Raw genomic sequence first — 17,212 nt, 5'->3', positions numbered from 1 at the left:
ACCTGAACTTAATAACATGATAGAATAGGCTTATTAAAGAGAGAAAAAGGATGAACTGCTGATGCTAAGATTAATCATTGATGTGGGAACAACGCATATTAAATACCAATTGTACGAGGAATTAACCATTGTCACGTCTAGGATGGATAGAGTGACGACATACCGAGGGGAGTTTGGAAAAGTCTATCAAAACCCTGAAGAGATGATGTTACAAATAAAACGCAGTATTCAGAGAATAACGACGCTTTACCCTTCGATTAACGCGATTGTCTTTAGCACGGCTATGCACAGTATTATGCCTGTATTTAAAGAAAAACGGGATGAAGAGATGTTTATCTGGTTAGATACTCAAGGACAAGAGTTTATTACAGGTTTTAAAGAAAGGGAAGAAGCGCATACCTTCTATCAAAAAACAGGCACACCTATTCATGAAATGTCACCTTTTGCAAAAATAGGTGCCTACAAGAAGAGAGCGTGGTTTAAAGATGTCACACGTTGGATTGGTATGAAAGAATATATTATGGAACGTTTAACAGGAGAATGTGTGCTCGATTATTCTATGGCTTCTGCTACAGGTCTCTTTAATCTGACGACTCTATCATGGGATGAAGATATTTTGGATTATTTAGGCATAGAAGCACACCAATTGGGACGTCTAGTGGATACGGATTATCATACAACGTTACTACCAGAACAGGCTTTGGCGTTAGGCTTGACTGAAGAAGTACAGGTGTATGTTGGAGCAAGTGATGGGTGTTTAGCGAGTTTGGCAGGTTATATGACTAACGGGACAACTAATACCTTAACCGTAGGTACCAGTGGATCCGTTAGAAAAATTAGCAAAACCATCCAACTAGATTCAGAAGGTGAGACGTTTTGTTATTACTTACAAAAAGACATGTGGGTAATTGGAGCAGCTTCAAACAATGGCGGTCAGGTGCTAGAATGGTTGGATACCATTTTTTATGGTGAACAACAGATCTATCAAGCTTTGGATGGGGTATTACAAAAAAGCCCGATAGGTAGCCGAGGCGTGAGATTTTATCCTTATTTAACAGGGGAACGTGCTCCTATTTGGGATTCTCATTGTAAAGGTAGCTTCGAAGGATTAATGATGAGTCAAGGAAAAGAAGATCTTGTGAGAGCAGCCTTAGAGGGCATTCTGTTTAACTTGTTAATCATTGCAAAAAAAATAGACATGGATACCAAAGATTTGTCTATTAGTGGAGGCTTCTTTAAAGACCCATTACTGGCAACCATGGCAGCGGATGTATTTGGTCGACATTGTTTGCAGTCACTTTGTTTAGAACCAGGATTTGGTGCTTTGTGTCTCATTAACCAGGGGCAACCTAGTTTAGGTGTATCAGATGTAGAACGTCTTTTTTTCAATGAGGACAATCATCATTTCTATAACATAGCCTTTCAAGATTTTTGCAAAAAAATTAATAGATAATCAGATAAGGAAAGAGAGAGGAGAAAGACTCTCTCTTTTTATTAAGATACAAGGATAAGAGAGGCTTTATTTTGTGTTTTAGGTGAATTTTTCTTTTATTTAGCGTATAATGGTGAAAGGATTATGGAGGACGACAGGACTCCTATTTTTTTATGAAAGGGAGCCACTATGTTTTTACAATACAAACCAACATGGATGATTGAGGCCATTTACGACATTACGCCCGAACAGTTGAAGCAACAAGGGATAGAAGCTGTTTTAACGGATTTAGATAATACGTTAATTGCTTGGAATAACCCAGATGGAACACCTGAATTGTTACACTGGATAGAAACGATGAAACAAGCAGGAATTCCTGTTATTGTAGTATCTAATAATAAGGCAGAACGAGTGAGTCGAGCGATTCATCATTTAGAATTAGATTTTGTTGCTAGAGCTATGAAACCTTTGGCAAAAGGGTTCAAAGAGGTCCAAACTACCTATCGTATTCCAAAGGATAAGATGATTATGGTTGGCGATCAGCTAATGACAGACATCAAAGGTGCTAATCGTGCAGGTATTAGAACAGTGTTAGTGAAGCCAATTGTTGAAACAGATGCCTGGAATACTAAATTTAATCGTATGATGGAAAAAAGAATAATGACATATTTGAAGAAACATCACTCAGATATGAAATGGAGGAAATCACTAAATGACTGAAGAAATGACTGAAGAAATTCGTTGTATTGGTTGTGGGTCAATCATTCAAACAGAAGACAAAGAAGGCATGGGCTATACACCTAATTCAGCTCTAGAAAAAGGTTTAGAGTCTGGGGATGTTTATTGTCAACGTTGTTTTAGACTGAGACATTACAATGACATTCAAGACGTGGCTATGACGGATAAAGAGTTTTTAACTTTATTAAATAGTATTGGACAATCAGATGCATTGATTGTTAATGTGGTTGATATATTTGATTTCAATGGTAGTTTAATCCCTGGATTGCACCGCTTTATTGGTAACAACCCAGTATTACTTGTAGGTAATAAAGTGGATATCTTACCAAAATCATTAAAAAAAGGCAAAATGATTCAGTGGATGAGAGAAAGAGCTCATGAAGTTGGGTTAAGACCAATTGATGTGACATTGACGAGTGCTAAGAAGAAAAGCGAAATGGAAAGCTTGCTTGAGCTAATCGAAACACATCGTAAAGGCAGAGATGTCTATGTTGTGGGTGTGACTAACGTAGGTAAATCAACGCTGATTAATGGTATCATCAGTGCCACTGCAGGAGTAGAGGATTTAATTACAACGTCTCAATTCCCAGGAACAACGCTAGATAAAATCGAGATTCCTTTAGATGACGGACACTTCCTAGTGGACACACCAGGAATTATTCATCGTCATCAGATGGCCCATTACTTAGGTAAAAAAGACTTGAGATTAGTGTCACCTACTAAAGAAGTGAAGCCAAAAGTGTATCAATTAAACGCAGGACAAACACTATTTTTAGGCGGATTAGCTCGCTTTGACTTCATTCAAGGAGAGCGTCAATCATTTATTACCTATGTATCAAATGATTTAGACATTCACCGCACAAAATTAGAAAAAGCCGATGAATTTTATGAGAAACATGCGGGTGGCTTATTGCAACCACCTCGTCCAGATGAATTAGGAGAATTCCCAGAATTAGCAAGGTTTGAATTTTCAATTAAAGAAAAAACAGATTTAGTTTTTGCTGGTTTAGGATGGGTAACTATATCAGAACCCTGTGTTGTCGCAGGTTGGGCACCAAAAGGCGTAGATGTTATTCGACGCAAAGCATTAATTTAAGAATTGAAAAGAGGATATTATGACAGTATTAAGAGGAAAACAAAAACGTTATTTACGTAGCAAAGCACACCATTTAGACCCATTGGTACAAATTGGTAAAAATGGCATCACAGAAACTGTTTTAGGCCAAATTGATGAGCTATTAGAACGTCGTGAATTAATTAAAATTACATTATTACAAAATACAGACGAAGTAGCAGAAGATGTGGCAGAATTATTAGAGAAAGAATTACAGTGCCATGTGGTACAAAAAATTGGTCGTATTTTAATTGTTTATCGCCCATCAGATAAAGAGAAATATCAACATATTTCGAAAGAAGTAAGAAGTATCTAGTTACGACAAAGGAGACCCTTTAGATGATAGCAAAAGAGGAACAATCAAAACGAAAATCAGTTGGGATACTTGGCGGAGGATTTAATCCTGTTCATATCGGTCACTTAGTCATGGCTGATCAAGTAAAAGACCAATTACATTTAGATGAATGCTATTTAATGCCAACGTATGAGCCACCTCATGTGGATCATAAGACAGTCATCGAATCAGATCATCGTGTCGAGATGTTGTCTCTTGCTATTGAGGGCTCAAAGAGTTTAGCTATTGAATTAGCAGAAATAAAGCGGCAAGGGACAAGTCTTACGTACGATACCATGAAGGCCTTAATTGAAAGTAATCCAACCACGGATTATTATTTTATTATTGGTGGAGATATGGTAGAGTATTTACCTAAATGGCACCGGATTGATGAATTAGTTAAGATGGTAACCTTTGTTGGTATTAAGAGATCAGGCTATCCTGAGGTGAGTGATTATCCGGTAACATGGGTAGATTCTCCCTTAATTGACGTGAGCTCTACCTTTATTAGAGAAAAGATTCAACGGAATGACTCAGTCAAATACCTTTTACCAGATAATGTGATAAACTATATAAAAGAGTATGAATTGTATAAAGGTGAGTAAAATGATATATACAGAAAAACTGGTACCAATGACAAGAGAGCAACTTGTAACGTGTGTGTCCAACAGCATGTCAGAGAAACGTTTTGCTCATGTATTAAGGGTTGAAGCAAAAGCCATTGAACTGGCCAAACGCTACGGAGGCAATCAGGAAAAAGCAAGCATTGCGGCACTGACTCATGATTATGCCAAAGAACGACCAGATAGTGAGATGATTGCACTCATTCATCAAGGCCTTTTCAAAGAGGAATTATTAATATATGGTAATCCTATATGGCATGGTGTTATTGGATCTTATCTTGTGAAGCAGGAGTTGGGCATTACAGACGAAGAGATCCTGACAGCTATCAGACTTCATACAACGGGTGCTAAAGAAATGTCGCTGCTCGATAAAATTATTTATGTTGCAGATTACATAGAAGATGGTCGTGTGTTTCCACTAGTTGCTGAAGCAAGGCGGATTGCGGAAAAAGATTTAGACGAAGCAGTCGCATTTGAAACCTTACATACATTAGAATATTTAATAAAAAATAAAACTAAAATCTACCCAAAAACGTTAGAAACGTATAATGAATGGGTAGTAACCCACTAGGAGGGGATTTCTATTAATAGCGAACAAGTATTAGAATTAGTAGTGAAAGCAGCAGATTCAAAAAGAGGGCAAGATATCGTTGCGTTAGATGTAGCAAACGTGTCTTTATTAGCAGATTATTTTGTGATTTGTCACGGTAACAGTGATAAACAAGTATTAGCTATTGCAACTGAAATTATTGACGAAGCACACAAAAATGGCATCGAAGTGAAACGAGTAGAAGGTCGTGAATCAGCAAAATGGATTTTAATTGATTTAGGCGATGTTATTATTCATGTCTTTTATAATGAAGAACGTGAGTTTTATAACCTTGAAAAATTATGGGTAGACGCACCTATGGTTAACCTATCATCAATGATTGAAGAGGAATAAGATGGCAACCTACGAAACTTTTGCTAAAATTTATGATGAAGTCATGGATGAGGAGCTATATCTTGATTGGTTGGCGTTTACAGAACGTCACTTGCCTATCAAGAAAGCAGACGTTTTGGAATTAGCTTGTGGCACAGGTATTTTATCCGTTGAATTAGCCAATGCTAATTACAATGTGGTTGGTCTTGATTTGTCAAAAGAAATGGTAGCGTTGGCTTCTGAGCGTACAACGCCTGAAGATGACTCATTATCCTTTGTTACAGGAGACATGCTTGATTTGACGTATCAGGAACAATTTGATGCCGTGACATGTTATTCAGATTCTATTTGTTATATGAAAGACGAATCTGATGTACAACAAGTATTCAAAGGGGTGTTTCAAAGTTTAAAAGAGAAGGGTGTCTTTATCTTTGATGTTCATTCCATCTTCCAAATAGAGGAAGGATTCAAAGAGTACAGCTACCATTATCAAAGCGACGACTTTGCTTTTCTTTGGGAAAGTTATCCTGGGGATGAAGAGTATAGTATAGAACACTTTTTAACTTTCTTTATTAAAGAAGGAGAAGAGGTCTTCAAACGATACGATGAACTTCATGAGGAACGGACGTACCCATTAGAAACCTATTTGTCTCTATTAGAGTCAACAGGCTTTAGTCAGATAAAAGTATACGCTGACTTTGAAGATGAACAACCAACAGAGGAATCCAAACGTTGGTTCTTTGTATGTGAAAAATAAGGGATTGTTTCTTATGAAACAGCCCTTTTTTTATTAGGAGGGATTGCATGAAAGCATGTGGTATTATCGTTGAATATAACCCAATGCATAATGGTCATTTGTATCATATTCAACAAGCAAAAAAACTATCAGGCGCTGATACACTGATTGCGGTAATGAGTGGTAATTTTTTGCAGCGCGGGGAACCTGCGATTCTTGATAAATGGACCCGAACCGAGATTGCGCTAAGAAATGGCGTTGATTTAGTTATTGAACTTCCCTTTTCTTCAGCCGTTCAATCCGCTGATTATTTTGCAAAAGGGGGCGTGTCATTGCTTCAAAGCCTTCACTGTGAGAGCATTTGCTTTGGAACAGACGGATCTGAAGCATTAGATTATGAAGCCTTTGGTGAGCAACATCAACTAAAAAAAGCCAAAATAGATGCCTTATTTCAACAAACTAAGAACAAAGGAATGAGTTATCCACAACAAATGACTCATGTATACCGAGAGGTGTTTCCAGAATGGCCTTTGGATTTTTCTTCTCCTAATCACATATTGGGAATGAGTTATGCTAAAGAGAATGCTCAATACAATACGCCTATGAGGATTTATGGTATTCAACGAGAGGGTAGTGGGTATCACGAATCGGATATAAACAAAGCACAATTTGCAAGTGCTACATCGATTAGAAAGGCTATGTTAGATGGAGATAGTGACAGCATTGCATCAAAAGTTCCTGAGCTAACACATAAAGGGCTTCAAGAGGAGGCTCTTGTTTATTGGGAAAAGCTGTGGCCTTATCTTAACTATCAATTGACGAGTCAAACCCCTGAACGATTAGCTGAGACTTATCAAATGGTAGAAGGACTAGAATATCGTATCCTTGAAATGATGCGACAAGGGGATAGTTTTGAGGCTTTAGTACAAGCAATCAAAACCAAACGATACACTTGGACACGTATCCAACGCTTACTGTGCTATGTGTTGCTTCAAGTTAGTAAAGAAGAAATGGAAGATGCTACTAAGAACGCTTATATTAGGGTGCTAGGTTTTAACGATCAAGGTCGTCAGTATCTCGGTCACCATAAAAAAAACATCTCAAGCCCAATCATAACGAATGTTAATAAGAAAAATGAAAACATGCTACAATTGGATATAAGAGCTGGTCGTATTTATCGATTGAGCGATAGAGCTATTGAGGAGCAGGATTATTACCGTTCTCCTATTTATTTAAAAGAATAAGAAAGGGCGTGTTAGAGGTGAAGGGATTGTTTCATATTAATGAGCCAGAAAAATGGCCAGAATTACTAGGCAATGTTCGTAATTTGTTAACAGGCATCTCTGAGGCAACAGAGCTTGAAGTGATTATCGTGGCGAATGGTCGTGGTGTACAAGGTTATGTTTCTGAAGAGGTTCTCTCTGGGATAGAGGACTTACCAAAGGATGTTGTTACGTTTAAAGCATGTCAAAATGCGTTGAATGGTCAAGGAATAGCTAAGGAAGATTTGGTCGACAGAATTCAAGTAGTCCCAGCAGGAGTCATTGAAATTATCAACCAACAGGCTTTAGGTTTTTCTTATATTAAACCATAAAAAAACACAGATAATATTGTAGCGACCCCCAAAAGTTAGACCAAAAATCTAACTTTTGGGGGTCGCTATTTTTATTATTGGCTGACGTCAACCAAAGAAAAATAATTGACATCTTGAATCGTGAAAAAATGCGTTTCAGGGTGTTCAATAAATGCGTTGAAATCTTTCTTAGGGATACTCATCGTCATGGTGTCAAAGACCAATGCTTCTTCTTGAAGTAACTTAATTTGCTTCTCACGGTCGACTTTTAAAATACCTTCAGCTTGTGGGTCTTCTACTTTTAAGTGAGAGTGAAGGTCTCCTTTGGGGTGGTCTTTTAAATAAGACAATTTAGCAATAAAGACGTCTTTTAACTCTTCTTCCGTTATAGTAGTTAAATCAATGGCCCTATTGATATTGGGGTAGTCTTTGTCAATGTCGTCATTGATAAACACCATCTGATATAGTTGACTCTGTGTCATATAAGGGTTAGTGCTTTTAATCCCCAAGCCGCCATTTGGTGAAAAATCATCATTTATATCTGGATTGATGCTCGTTGCTAAAAGTCTGGCGTCTTTAGTCGTTGAGGCTATTTTTTTTAACTGCTCCAAGGACTTAGGCTCATCAAAATAAAATTTAACTTTTAGCATGGTGGAATCGGGTAACTGCTCTACTCGTTTCATGATATTTTGAGTTTGAGGATAATCAGTATCGGTGGTATAACCACTGGACTGTTCTATTCCTAAACTTGAAGATAACATAATATGACTGGTACTAGAGTCTAAAGAAGTTAGTTTGTTTTTAGAAAGGGTCATCTGTCTGTCTTTCAATTGTCTTGAAAACTCATCAAAATAGTAGGTTTTGATATGATAGGTTGCTATCCCTGTTCGTTCAGTATCAATGCCAATTAATTGTGGCCCATCAGGGAATAAGCTGTTTTCGATATAGGCATAGGTTTCAAAGTCACTGTAACCTTTATCTGTTTTGCCAACCAAAGGATTGAAGTAAAAGCTATCGATCATTTTTGGAACAGCAACATAAACTAAGGTAAAGAGAAAAAGGGTTACGAATGACATGAGAATGATTAATTTCGTTAGTCGTTTGTTAATGGCTTTTTTTACAGTGTTATGAGTTGTGTGAGTAGAGCTGGTTTCATTCTCTTGTTCTAGAGATTCAAATGCGCTGAGTTCTTCTTCCGTTATATAATCATACATGGCTTTGAATTCTAATAGCTCTTGTTCTAATTGTTTCTTTTCTTCTTGAGAGAGGGTATTATTTTTTAGTTTTTCTAGTCTATCTGTCATGATGGCTCATCTCCTTTTTTAATAATTGTCTTCCTCGTGATAGAATCATTTTTGTTTGACCATAGTTAAGCTCTAATACATCACTAATGGAGGCCAAGGATAGTTCTGCAAAATAATAAAGGATGAGTACATGTTGATACACGGGTTTTAATTGTTGGATACTCTGAAGTAGATGGTGTTTATTCTCATCCACTAATAAATCTGATAGGGGCGTTTGCTCATTGTTTATAGGAAACGAATGATGCTGAATGAGTTGTTTTTCTTTGTTTTTCCGCCGATAAGTATCAATGTAGTAATGTTTCATCACAGACATTAACCAGGCTTTATAGTTGTCATTTGTTAGAGTGTCAAAGGCTAGAAGTAGCCGGTAAAAGGCTGTTTGAATAAGATCTTCCGCAGTTTCTTTAGAACCAGACAATGATATACCGTACCATAGCAGTGATTGATAATGCTCATTGAAGAGTGTATCTAACACATCCTCCTTCAATGGTTTGCACCTCCTTTACTATTAAAACGAAGGAAAAGCCAAAAGGTAACAAAATAAATAAAAAAGTTTTGATATTGTTAATATAGCATAAAAAAACCACAGACAGGTTAGTCTGCGGTTTTACTTGAAAATAAGTTGTCGTTGTGTACACCAATTAGATAATTCAGAGCTTAGTACCATATCTGCTCTTGAGACCTCTTTTATGGATGTCGCTTGTACCATGGTTAAGAGGTGTTGTAATTCTTGTTTCCAAGAGTTAATCATTCGAATGGTTTCCTCATTGCCTTTAGTCAATATCATATGTAAAAATTCACCAGATATGCCGACTGCAGAGGCACCTAAACCATAAGATTTTAACATATCTAGGGGATGACGAATCCCACCAGAAGAGATAATAGAAACCTCTTTTGAAAAAGAATAGGCTTCTAATAAAGATTCAGCTGTGGTTTGTCCCCAATCTAGAAGGTAGTCATATTCTTTATAGTCCCTGCGTTCATTCTCGATATGAATGAAGTTAGTTCCTCCTCGACCACTGATATCAATGATTGTCACTCCAACGTTAATTAGTTGCTGGATGGTTTCTTTAGACATACCAAAACCAACTTCTTTAACGATAACAGGAACAGATAGTTGACTCACAATTGTCTCGATATTATGTAGCCAGCTGGTGAAATCACGGTCCCCTTCAGGCATAACTAACTCTTGAGGCGTATTTAAGTGAAGCTGTAAAGCATTAGCTTCTAATAAATCAACGCTTCGCTTAGCATTTTCTAGTGAATGATGGGCCCCGAGGTTAGAGAAAATTAACCCTTTTGGATTCATTTCTCTAACAATTTTAAAACTATCTTCAACAGAAGAATCTTTCATAGCAGCGCTGACAGAACCAACAGCCATAGCAAGGCCTGTGGTATTTGCCACCTCGGCTAGATTCTTATTGATATGATAAGCTTTATCACTCCCGCCAGTCATGGCATTAATGAAGAAAGGATAATCGAGTGAAAGGCTACCTAATTCAGTGGCTAAGGTTACGTCTTGAGTTGTCATAGGTGATAAGGAATGATGAACAAAACGAACCTCGTCTAAGCCATTACTGGCACGAGATTGATACTGCATTTCAGCATAATGAATGTGTTGATTTTTTCGGTTCCAAGAGGTGTCCATATTAGTCCTCCCATATGATGGCTGGTTTTGTTGTTAATATATCTTTATAGACTTGTAGGGGAAGGTTGATAATCCCTTCTGCTTCCCATTGACTAATCATCGGTAAAATCGGTTCTTTTTTATCAGAAATGACAATCCCACAATCCCCACCTCCAGCACCAGATGATTTTGCTGCTCCGTTGGCAGATTCAGCAATGGTACACAGTTGGTTCAGTGCATGGGTTTCAATGTCTACACCGCTTTTTTTACTAAGAGATTGTAATAAAGCACGGTTATAACGAATCCCTTGTTGTATAAGAGGGATATTCTGCTGTTTAAAGGCTTCAATTAGCTCTGAGACACATCTTTTACTGTCCGATAAAAAAGCGTTGTAGAAGCTATTCATATCGTTTGTTTCATCTTTGATTTGATCGACGAGTAAAGTGGTGGAGGCAGGTGAGCCGGTCCAACCAATCAATAAACGCAAATTGTCAGGAGCTTCTAAAGATTGAATCATTAACTTAGGCCATTGCTGTAAGACTAAGTTATTTAATTGTACGCCCTCATCTAATTGTTGTAATACCCATTCCCGTTCAAAACAAGAATAGGCAACCCATCCTTCGTAAGAACTGGCGGCTAAATCACCAAATGATCCGTTGCTATTTAACTTCAAATGAGCAATCGCTGCTAGTTTATAAAGTAGCTCAGCGTTGTAATCAATGTGATAAAACTGCAGTAACGCTTTAATGGTTGCAATCGTTACTGCCCCACTAGAGCCTAGACCGTATTTACGTCCGTCTTTATTATCTAATTCGCTTTCAATCGTTAAATCAAAGTATTTTAATTCGTAATCACGTTCTAACACATATTGTTCAACAATATTAACAGCCTTGGTTATATAAGAAAAAGGATTGTCTCGCTCATCTATATATAGTTGACCATTTTTTCTCGTCCATGGAATAGAGATACCGTTGGAATAGCGTGAACTGATGGTTCCTTGTTCTGTTGCTTGTTTTAATTTGACAGTGATAAACTGATCCAACGCAACTATCAGGGCAGGATGTCCTGGTTCTAGTACTGCATATTCACCTGCAATATAGAGCTTTCCTGGAGCACTTGCTTCTATCAATTAAATCTCTCCTTTAATAATGCCATTCTGATTCTTGTAATAAAGTGATGCCTTTGCCCACTGTGGAAGAAATTAATTGATCTTCTCTAAAGTGGGGTCGTAATTTAGCTAGGATGTGGTTCATTTGTGATTCTTTACAAAGAACTTTAACGTTCGGTCCAGCATCCATTGTCACATAACAAGGGAGCCCTTCTTCTCTTATGGTTTGGACCAGTTGGATTGCTTTGACGCTGTCTGGTTCCCAGTAAGAAATGGGAGGTGTTGCACCTAACATGGTTCCATGCATTTTCATCCCGTTAGCTTCCGTAATTTCACCTAAAGAGATAAAATCTTTTCTTTGAATGGCATCTTTTATGTCATGGATATCTTTCTCAGCACTTTCAACCCAAGCAGGGTAGAAAGGAGACGTCTCAACGGTCTGTTTCATTCCAACACGACTGGATAATTTTTTCTTTTCTTTATTAATCGCAATGACAATCATAGCAATGTCCCAATCTGCGGCATCAATAGGAATGGCATGACTGGAATTAGAATCTGAAGCGATACCTTTGTTCCATTCGACAAATCCGCCGTAAAGGCTACGGGTAGCACTACCACTTCCTTGTCTGGCAAGAGTTGATAGGGTTTGAGTATCAAGATTTAGACCTGTTGCTTGATTAAGAGCTCCAGCTAAAGCGGCATAAGCTGAAGCTGATGATGCAAGGCCTGCAGCAGTAGGAACATGGTTGTAGCTCTCGATTGTCATAAAATTTGAGAGGTTGGCTCGATCTCTGAATAAATCAAGAAATCGACGGATTTTTATTGTTTCTTCTTCTGATTGTTTTACTCCATTTAGGTAAAAGTTATCTTGCTTAAAATGAGAACTAATCGTTACTTTTGTGTCCGTATAAAAAGCATCTAAAGTTAATGATAAGCTACTATTCATAGGTAAGAAAAGAACATCGTCTCGTTTGCCCCAATATTTAATTAAGGCAATGTTTGTATGGGCACGGCATAAGCCAAGTTGTGTCATATTATGTTTCACTCATTTCGTATAACCATGTATTTGCTGCGCCTGAGTCTAGCAGAGCTTTGGAAATAACATGGGCTGAATTTTTATCACTAGCTAATGCTATCATACATCCACCCATCCCGCCACCAGTTAATTTGGCACCAAGAGCCCCTTTTTGGCGAGCCGCATGGACTAAAGAATCTAGCTCTGGACTTGAAACGCCTAAGGCCTGTAAATGATGATGAACTTGGTTCATTTTGCTTCCAAGTTCCACAGGTTGATTATTTTCTAAGTCGTATTGCCCATCTTTAGCTAGAAGGCCTAGTTGTGTTATGTGTTGCTGAATGGTCTTTGTGTTATCAGAAGTTAATTGTTGTGCGATATGGTTTACTGCTTCTTTTGTTTGTCCAGTGATACCAGTGTCTCCAACAATTAAGACGGCATTTAGGTTTAAAGACAATGCCTTAAGAGGTTGTCCCTTTGTATAAAAATAGGGCGTATCGCTACTTGTCATCAAAGCATCAAGACCACTAGGATTACCATGGGCGATGTGTTCCGCTATATCAACAATTGCTAGCAAGGTTTCTTGTGTTAGCTCTTCATGAAAGTAATCAAAAAGAGCTCTCGTTGTTGCAACGGAAACCGCAGCACTTGATCCCATGCCACGTTCAGCTGGAATATGGCTGTTAATACTGATTTTAAGGTGTTGGTCTTCTTGATTCAATTGCTTTAAACAAACTTTAATGGTTTCTTTTAAACTTTCTAACAATTCAGGCATATCTTCTAATAAGCCATGATAAAAATCACAATCAATGTGTGTAGACGGTTGATCATTTTGTGTGACAAAAGCTTCAATGGTCGCTGCTTTAAAGGGAATTGCAATAGAAGGTTCATGGTATACCACAGAATGTTCTCCAAGAAGGATGATTTTTCCATGAGCTTTACCATGTCCAAAAGATGTCGTTGTCATAAGGTAACTCCTTTAATAATTAAGATAGTAGATTTAAGATAAATGGAGCAGCGTAAAGGGACATAAATTGCACCCCGTAACTCACTCCTAACCGATTAAGTGTACCACAAATGATACTAATTAATAACACGCCAAAAATGTTGATAAAACCAGCATCAATGTAAGCTAATAAGAAGACTAAAGCAATAAATAAACCAATCATGGCTTCATGAGGAATTTTAGTTAAAACAAAATAAGTTATTTTTTCTCCAAAGCGAGTGGCAATAAAGTAGACGATAGTTATGGCGATTAAACTCCCAATAGCAAAAGCACTAAAAAGAAGTCCTTGGCTATACTGATCAGTAATGGTATTACCAATAGTAAAGATGGGAGGAGATTCAAAGAAAGCTGCACCAGGTCCAATGGCAGAAGGGGCTAAGGGAATTCCTAAAGCCACAATGGAAATCATTAATCCGGACAAATAGGTCCCTTGAGCCAAGGCGCTCATCGTGGTAACAGTCAGTTCTGCCTTTTTTAAAGGGTCTTTTTCTTGCTTACCAACTAGTTCTCCGAATAAAATAATTAATCCCACAGGACTTAATACAAATAAAAAATTTGCTAAAAAGGTAGAGATAACGGCACTTTTCGTTTCTTTTTTTGTTAAAGAAAATCGTTTTTCTGATGTTTTTTTCTTTCGCGTTAATGGATTGACTGTCATTGTCTTCATATTAGTCACGCTTAAAGCATCTTTTTCTTTTTTGTTTAAAAGACTCATTAAAGATAGCAGTAAAGGAGCGACTGTAATACCTAGAAAAAAAGAAGTCGTGATATTTTTATCTAAGGGAACAACGCCTAGCTCCCAGTAACTATATCTCAAGCCTTGGAATAAAAGGGCGAGAGGGACGATACTAATCATAGACAGAAGCTTAGCTTGGCTGATTAAAGAAAGAAAAATAGCCCCACCGATAAAAAACCAGCTAGCATAGCTACTAATAGTCGAACTAAAGGGTCCTATTAATTTAGCAATCATAATACTTGTTAATAGGGCAATAATAACACCAATAAAACTTCCAGTTGCGACTTTTTTAATCGCTAAGGGAGTATCCCCTTTTTCCTTAATTACCTTGGCATGCTCCACCATAGGAGTACTGAGTACCCCTCCAGGTAAACCGGCGATCATGGAAGGCATGGCGTTCATTAGGCCTAATGTTACAAAACCTGCAACGAAAAAGGTGAGGACTACCACAGGGTGGATACCTCCTAGTATAAGAGCAAGGGAAATAGGCATTAAGACGCTTGTTTCATCGGTTCCTGGAATAAACCCAATGAGAGAGTAAAGAGAAACACTTAAAAGACTTGCTATAATCATTTGGAACAATAAAGCACTATCCATTATGGTCCTCCTCTTTAATGATAATAATACGTTTAGGTTGGAATAAGAGAGAGTTGAGAGTGAACCCAATAACTGCTCCTAAAAGCCCTAAAAATAGTTGTTGTGTTGGGTTAGTTGAATTAGCTAAAAAATAACCAATAAAAGTAAAAATAAGAGATAAACCAATGGATCTTGTCAAATCAGATAGACTCACCGTATCTCCCCAAATATCCAACAAATGTTGTTTTTTCATAATAACTCCTCCTTATTAAAAAGACACTCTTAAATCATAAGCTAAATACCTAGAAATAGGTAGAGGATACCTATATTTTTAACAATTCTTTAGAGAGTTTTCATAAACGAACTAAAAAAAACAACCCACTCTAAAATAGAAGGGTTGTTGTTATCTTATTTTGCTTCTTGGATAATGTTGATTTTTTCAATTTTGATGTCTTTTGCAGGTTTATCGCCTTCAGCGGTTTTAGCTCCTGCAATACTATCCACAACATCCATGCCCTCAATGACTTGACCAAAGACAGTATGCATACCATCAAGGTGAGGCGTTCCGCCATCTTTATAGGCATCAATTATTTTTTCAGGATAATCTTCTGTTAATAAACCATCCGCCATATCATTGCTGTTTTGGACAATGAAGAACTGACTTCCGTTTGTGTTTGGCCCACTATTTGCCATAGATAAAGCCCCACGCAGATTGTATAATTTATTAGAGAATTCGTCTTCAAATGACTCACCCCAGATACTTTCGCCGCCTGTTCCCATGCCGTCAGGATCGCCACCTTGGATCATAAAATTATCAATCACACGGTGAAAAATAAGCCCATCATAGTAGCCATCTTTTGCATGGGTCATAAAGTTTTCCACTGTTTTTGGTGCTTCTTCAGGGAACAATTTGATTTTAATGCTACCTTCAGTTGTAACCATTTCAATTACATCCTCATTGTCCGCGACTTCTTTATTTAATTGAGGCAAGTCCAAACTGTTTAAGTCCACTTTTTCTTTTTCTGATGATTGTGCAGAATCTGAGTTGAAAGGAACAGCCTCTTCCTTATTATCATTCCCACAAGCGGCGAATAACATAGTAGATAAAACCAGAGTGCTTGCTCCTAAAAACCATTTGTTCATTTTCATTTAAGTTCTTCCTTTCTGAACGAAATGCTATCGTCTATTCAATAGTAACAAATAAGAAAAAGAATGCCAACGAGAAAAAATGATATTTAAAAAAATTAAATAAGTTAGAAATCATAAAAATATGTTCTTGATTTTTTCTTTCTTTAGGTCTTTGTGATAGAATGAAAAGGAATGTGATATGAAGGAAGGTTGGTATGAATGAATGCCATATCTTTAGTAGATTTATTGGAAGAGAACTATCGCTTGTTAGAGAATTCTCGTGCCAAATGGTTAGATAAGCAGGTCAAGTATTTACTTGCCCGAATTTTTACAGGAAAAGGGAAAACATTAGATATAAAAACATTTAATTGGTTAGAGAAGGCTTTAGCACATAAAGCAGGAATGTTCACTAGTTTGACTAAAACATCTCGATTAACACTGGCTGGATTGATGCTATCTAATGATATTGATCCAATAGATGGAATAGAAGAATTGTTTTTTAATAAACAACTGTTACAGGAACAAGGGTTTAAATCATCTAGTGCGTTATATTTCTCAGCCTATCAACTATTTTTCACAGAAGTATCGAGTCGTGAGGAAGTTTGTCAAAAAGCAAGACATCTATATAGAGAAATGAAGCAAGGACACCCAGTATTAATTAATTCTACAGCTTATAGTATGGTGGTATCACTCGCACAAAGTAATAATCTAAGTGAGATGACTGTAGAAGAAATTGTTTGCATTGTGGATGATTATTTCGTTGAATTAAATGAGATGGGCGTGAAAAATAGAGACCGATGTTTGCAAGTAGCAGCACTTGCGACAAGTTTATGTGGGAAAAAAAATCAAACTCTTCTTCAAAAAATAGATTATTATCAAACGGTTTTACAAGAAGAAGGATTAAAAATTAAAGGGATCTCTTTTGGCTCATTGTTATCCCTTCTATATTTTTCCCCAGATCAGGTTATATTAGATTTAGAAGAGTTACTCTTTTTTATAGAAGATACAAGTAATCACATCAATCTTCTCTTTGAAAAAGAGTACAAACATGCGTTAGCCTTGAGTTTGTATGCGGAAATGAAAGGGTTAGAGTACAGTCAAAAACAAGCAACCGTCTTACCTGTGACCTTTAGCCAAATGGTCGTTCAAGAGCAAACATTACTTGCTGCATCAACGATTGATACTCTTTCGAATCATTAAGAGTTATTAATATTTTGTTGAATAGGTTGGACAAAGGCTC

The 17,212-nt window shown here is 37.2% G+C and carries 20 protein-coding genes; 11 read left to right on the top strand and 9 right to left on the bottom strand.

The genetic code is table 11. From position 1 onward, the window contains the following. Positions 1-61 precede the first annotated feature (61 nt). From ACVWM0_RS07645 to ACVWM0_RS07600, 10 genes are all read left to right on the top strand, one after another. Positions 62-1,453, top strand: coding sequence for a gluconokinase (locus ACVWM0_RS07645; protein ID WP_476472047.1), 1,392 nt, complete (start codon positions 62-64; stop codon positions 1,451-1,453). A 168-nt stretch (positions 1,454-1,621) separates the two neighbouring features. After that, positions 1,622-2,152, top strand: coding sequence for a YqeG family HAD IIIA-type phosphatase (locus ACVWM0_RS07640; protein WP_476472046.1), 531 nt, complete (start codon positions 1,622-1,624; stop codon positions 2,150-2,152). A gap of 4 nt (positions 2,153-2,156) precedes the next feature. Beyond that, positions 2,157-3,266, top strand: a complete 1,110-nt coding sequence (gene yqeH / locus ACVWM0_RS07635) for a ribosome biogenesis GTPase YqeH (RefSeq protein ID WP_476473692.1) — start codon at positions 2,157-2,159, stop codon at positions 3,264-3,266. Positions 3,267-3,285: 19 nt separating this feature from the next. After that, the gene (gene yhbY, locus ACVWM0_RS07630) at positions 3,286-3,600 is read left to right on the top strand and encodes a ribosome assembly RNA-binding protein YhbY (protein WP_476472045.1); all 315 of its coding nucleotides are present in this window, start codon (positions 3,286-3,288) and stop codon (positions 3,598-3,600) included. A gap of 23 nt (positions 3,601-3,623) precedes the next feature. Further along, a complete protein-coding gene (locus tag ACVWM0_RS07625; RefSeq protein ID WP_476472044.1) occupies positions 3,624-4,223 on the top strand; it encodes a nicotinate-nucleotide adenylyltransferase in 600 nt (199 codons plus the stop codon). Position 4,224: 1 nt separating this feature from the next. Then, positions 4,225-4,812, top strand: a complete 588-nt coding sequence (gene yqeK, locus ACVWM0_RS07620) for a bis(5'-nucleosyl)-tetraphosphatase (symmetrical) YqeK (RefSeq protein WP_476472043.1) — start codon at positions 4,225-4,227, stop codon at positions 4,810-4,812. A gap of 12 nt (positions 4,813-4,824) precedes the next feature. Further along, positions 4,825-5,184 (top strand): ribosome silencing factor, encoded by a 360-nt coding sequence (gene rsfS, locus ACVWM0_RS07615; RefSeq protein ID WP_476473691.1) that lies wholly within the window; start codon positions 4,825-4,827, stop codon positions 5,182-5,184. 1 nt (position 5,185) lies between these two features. Next, on the top strand, positions 5,186-5,920 hold the full coding sequence (locus ACVWM0_RS07610; RefSeq protein ID WP_476472042.1) for a class I SAM-dependent DNA methyltransferase: 735 nt from the start codon (positions 5,186-5,188) through the stop codon (positions 5,918-5,920). Positions 5,921-5,967: 47 nt separating this feature from the next. Further along, positions 5,968-7,143, top strand: coding sequence for a nucleotidyltransferase (locus ACVWM0_RS07605; RefSeq protein ID WP_476472041.1), 1,176 nt, complete (start codon positions 5,968-5,970; stop codon positions 7,141-7,143). Positions 7,144-7,160: 17 nt separating this feature from the next. After that, positions 7,161-7,493: a DsrE family protein gene (locus ACVWM0_RS07600; RefSeq protein WP_476472040.1), complete on the top strand. Its 333-nt coding sequence runs from the start codon at positions 7,161-7,163 to the stop codon at positions 7,491-7,493. Between the two features lie 74 nt (positions 7,494-7,567). Here ACVWM0_RS07600 and ACVWM0_RS07595 read toward each other — a convergent pair whose 3' ends face one another. The 9 genes from ACVWM0_RS07595 to ACVWM0_RS07555 form a co-directional block, all read right to left on the bottom strand. Further along, the gene (locus ACVWM0_RS07595) at positions 7,568-8,776 is read right to left on the bottom strand and encodes a hypothetical protein (protein WP_476472039.1); all 1,209 of its coding nucleotides are present in this window, start codon (positions 8,774-8,776) and stop codon (positions 7,568-7,570) included. Beyond that, positions 8,766-9,263 carry an RNA polymerase sigma factor gene (locus ACVWM0_RS07590; RefSeq protein WP_476472038.1) on the bottom strand — a complete coding sequence of 166 codons (498 nt, stop codon included), beginning with the start codon at positions 9,261-9,263 and terminating at the stop codon, positions 8,766-8,768. Before ACVWM0_RS07590 ends, ACVWM0_RS07595 begins: the two co-directional genes overlap by 11 nt. 120 nt (positions 9,264-9,383) lie before the next feature. Next, on the bottom strand, positions 9,384-10,424 hold the full coding sequence (gene fni / locus ACVWM0_RS07585; protein WP_476472037.1) for a type 2 isopentenyl-diphosphate Delta-isomerase: 1,041 nt from the start codon (positions 10,422-10,424) through the stop codon (positions 9,384-9,386). A gap of 1 nt (position 10,425) precedes the next feature. Next, on the bottom strand, positions 10,426-11,532 hold the full coding sequence (locus ACVWM0_RS07580; RefSeq protein WP_476472036.1) for a phosphomevalonate kinase: 1,107 nt from the start codon (positions 11,530-11,532) through the stop codon (positions 10,426-10,428). 13 nt (positions 11,533-11,545) lie between these two features. Further along, positions 11,546-12,544 (bottom strand): diphosphomevalonate decarboxylase, encoded by a 999-nt coding sequence (gene mvaD, locus ACVWM0_RS07575; RefSeq protein WP_476472035.1) that lies wholly within the window; start codon positions 12,542-12,544, stop codon positions 11,546-11,548. A 1-nt stretch (position 12,545) separates the two neighbouring features. After that, positions 12,546-13,493, bottom strand: coding sequence for a mevalonate kinase (gene mvk / locus ACVWM0_RS07570; protein WP_476472034.1), 948 nt, complete (start codon positions 13,491-13,493; stop codon positions 12,546-12,548). Positions 13,494-13,512: 19 nt separating this feature from the next. Further along, on the bottom strand, positions 13,513-14,865 hold the full coding sequence (locus tag ACVWM0_RS07565) for a tripartite tricarboxylate transporter permease (protein WP_476472033.1): 1,353 nt from the start codon (positions 14,863-14,865) through the stop codon (positions 13,513-13,515). Further along, complete coding sequence (locus tag ACVWM0_RS07560) at positions 14,858-15,097, bottom strand: hypothetical protein (RefSeq protein ID WP_476472032.1); 240 nt, start codon at positions 15,095-15,097, stop codon at positions 14,858-14,860. Before ACVWM0_RS07560 ends, ACVWM0_RS07565 begins: the two co-directional genes overlap by 8 nt. A gap of 155 nt (positions 15,098-15,252) precedes the next feature. Then, a complete protein-coding gene (locus ACVWM0_RS07555) occupies positions 15,253-15,993 on the bottom strand; it encodes a peptidylprolyl isomerase (RefSeq protein WP_476472031.1) in 741 nt (246 codons plus the stop codon). A gap of 198 nt (positions 15,994-16,191) precedes the next feature. On the opposite strand from ACVWM0_RS07555, the gene ACVWM0_RS07550 reads away from it, so the two are divergent. Further along, positions 16,192-17,172: a DUF4003 family protein gene (locus ACVWM0_RS07550; protein ID WP_476472030.1), complete on the top strand. Its 981-nt coding sequence runs from the start codon at positions 16,192-16,194 to the stop codon at positions 17,170-17,172. Positions 17,173-17,212 lie beyond the last annotated feature (40 nt).

It is taken from the genome of Vagococcus sp. 211, assembly GCF_056322705.1.
This window is presented reverse-complemented; position numbering and strand designations above follow the sequence as displayed.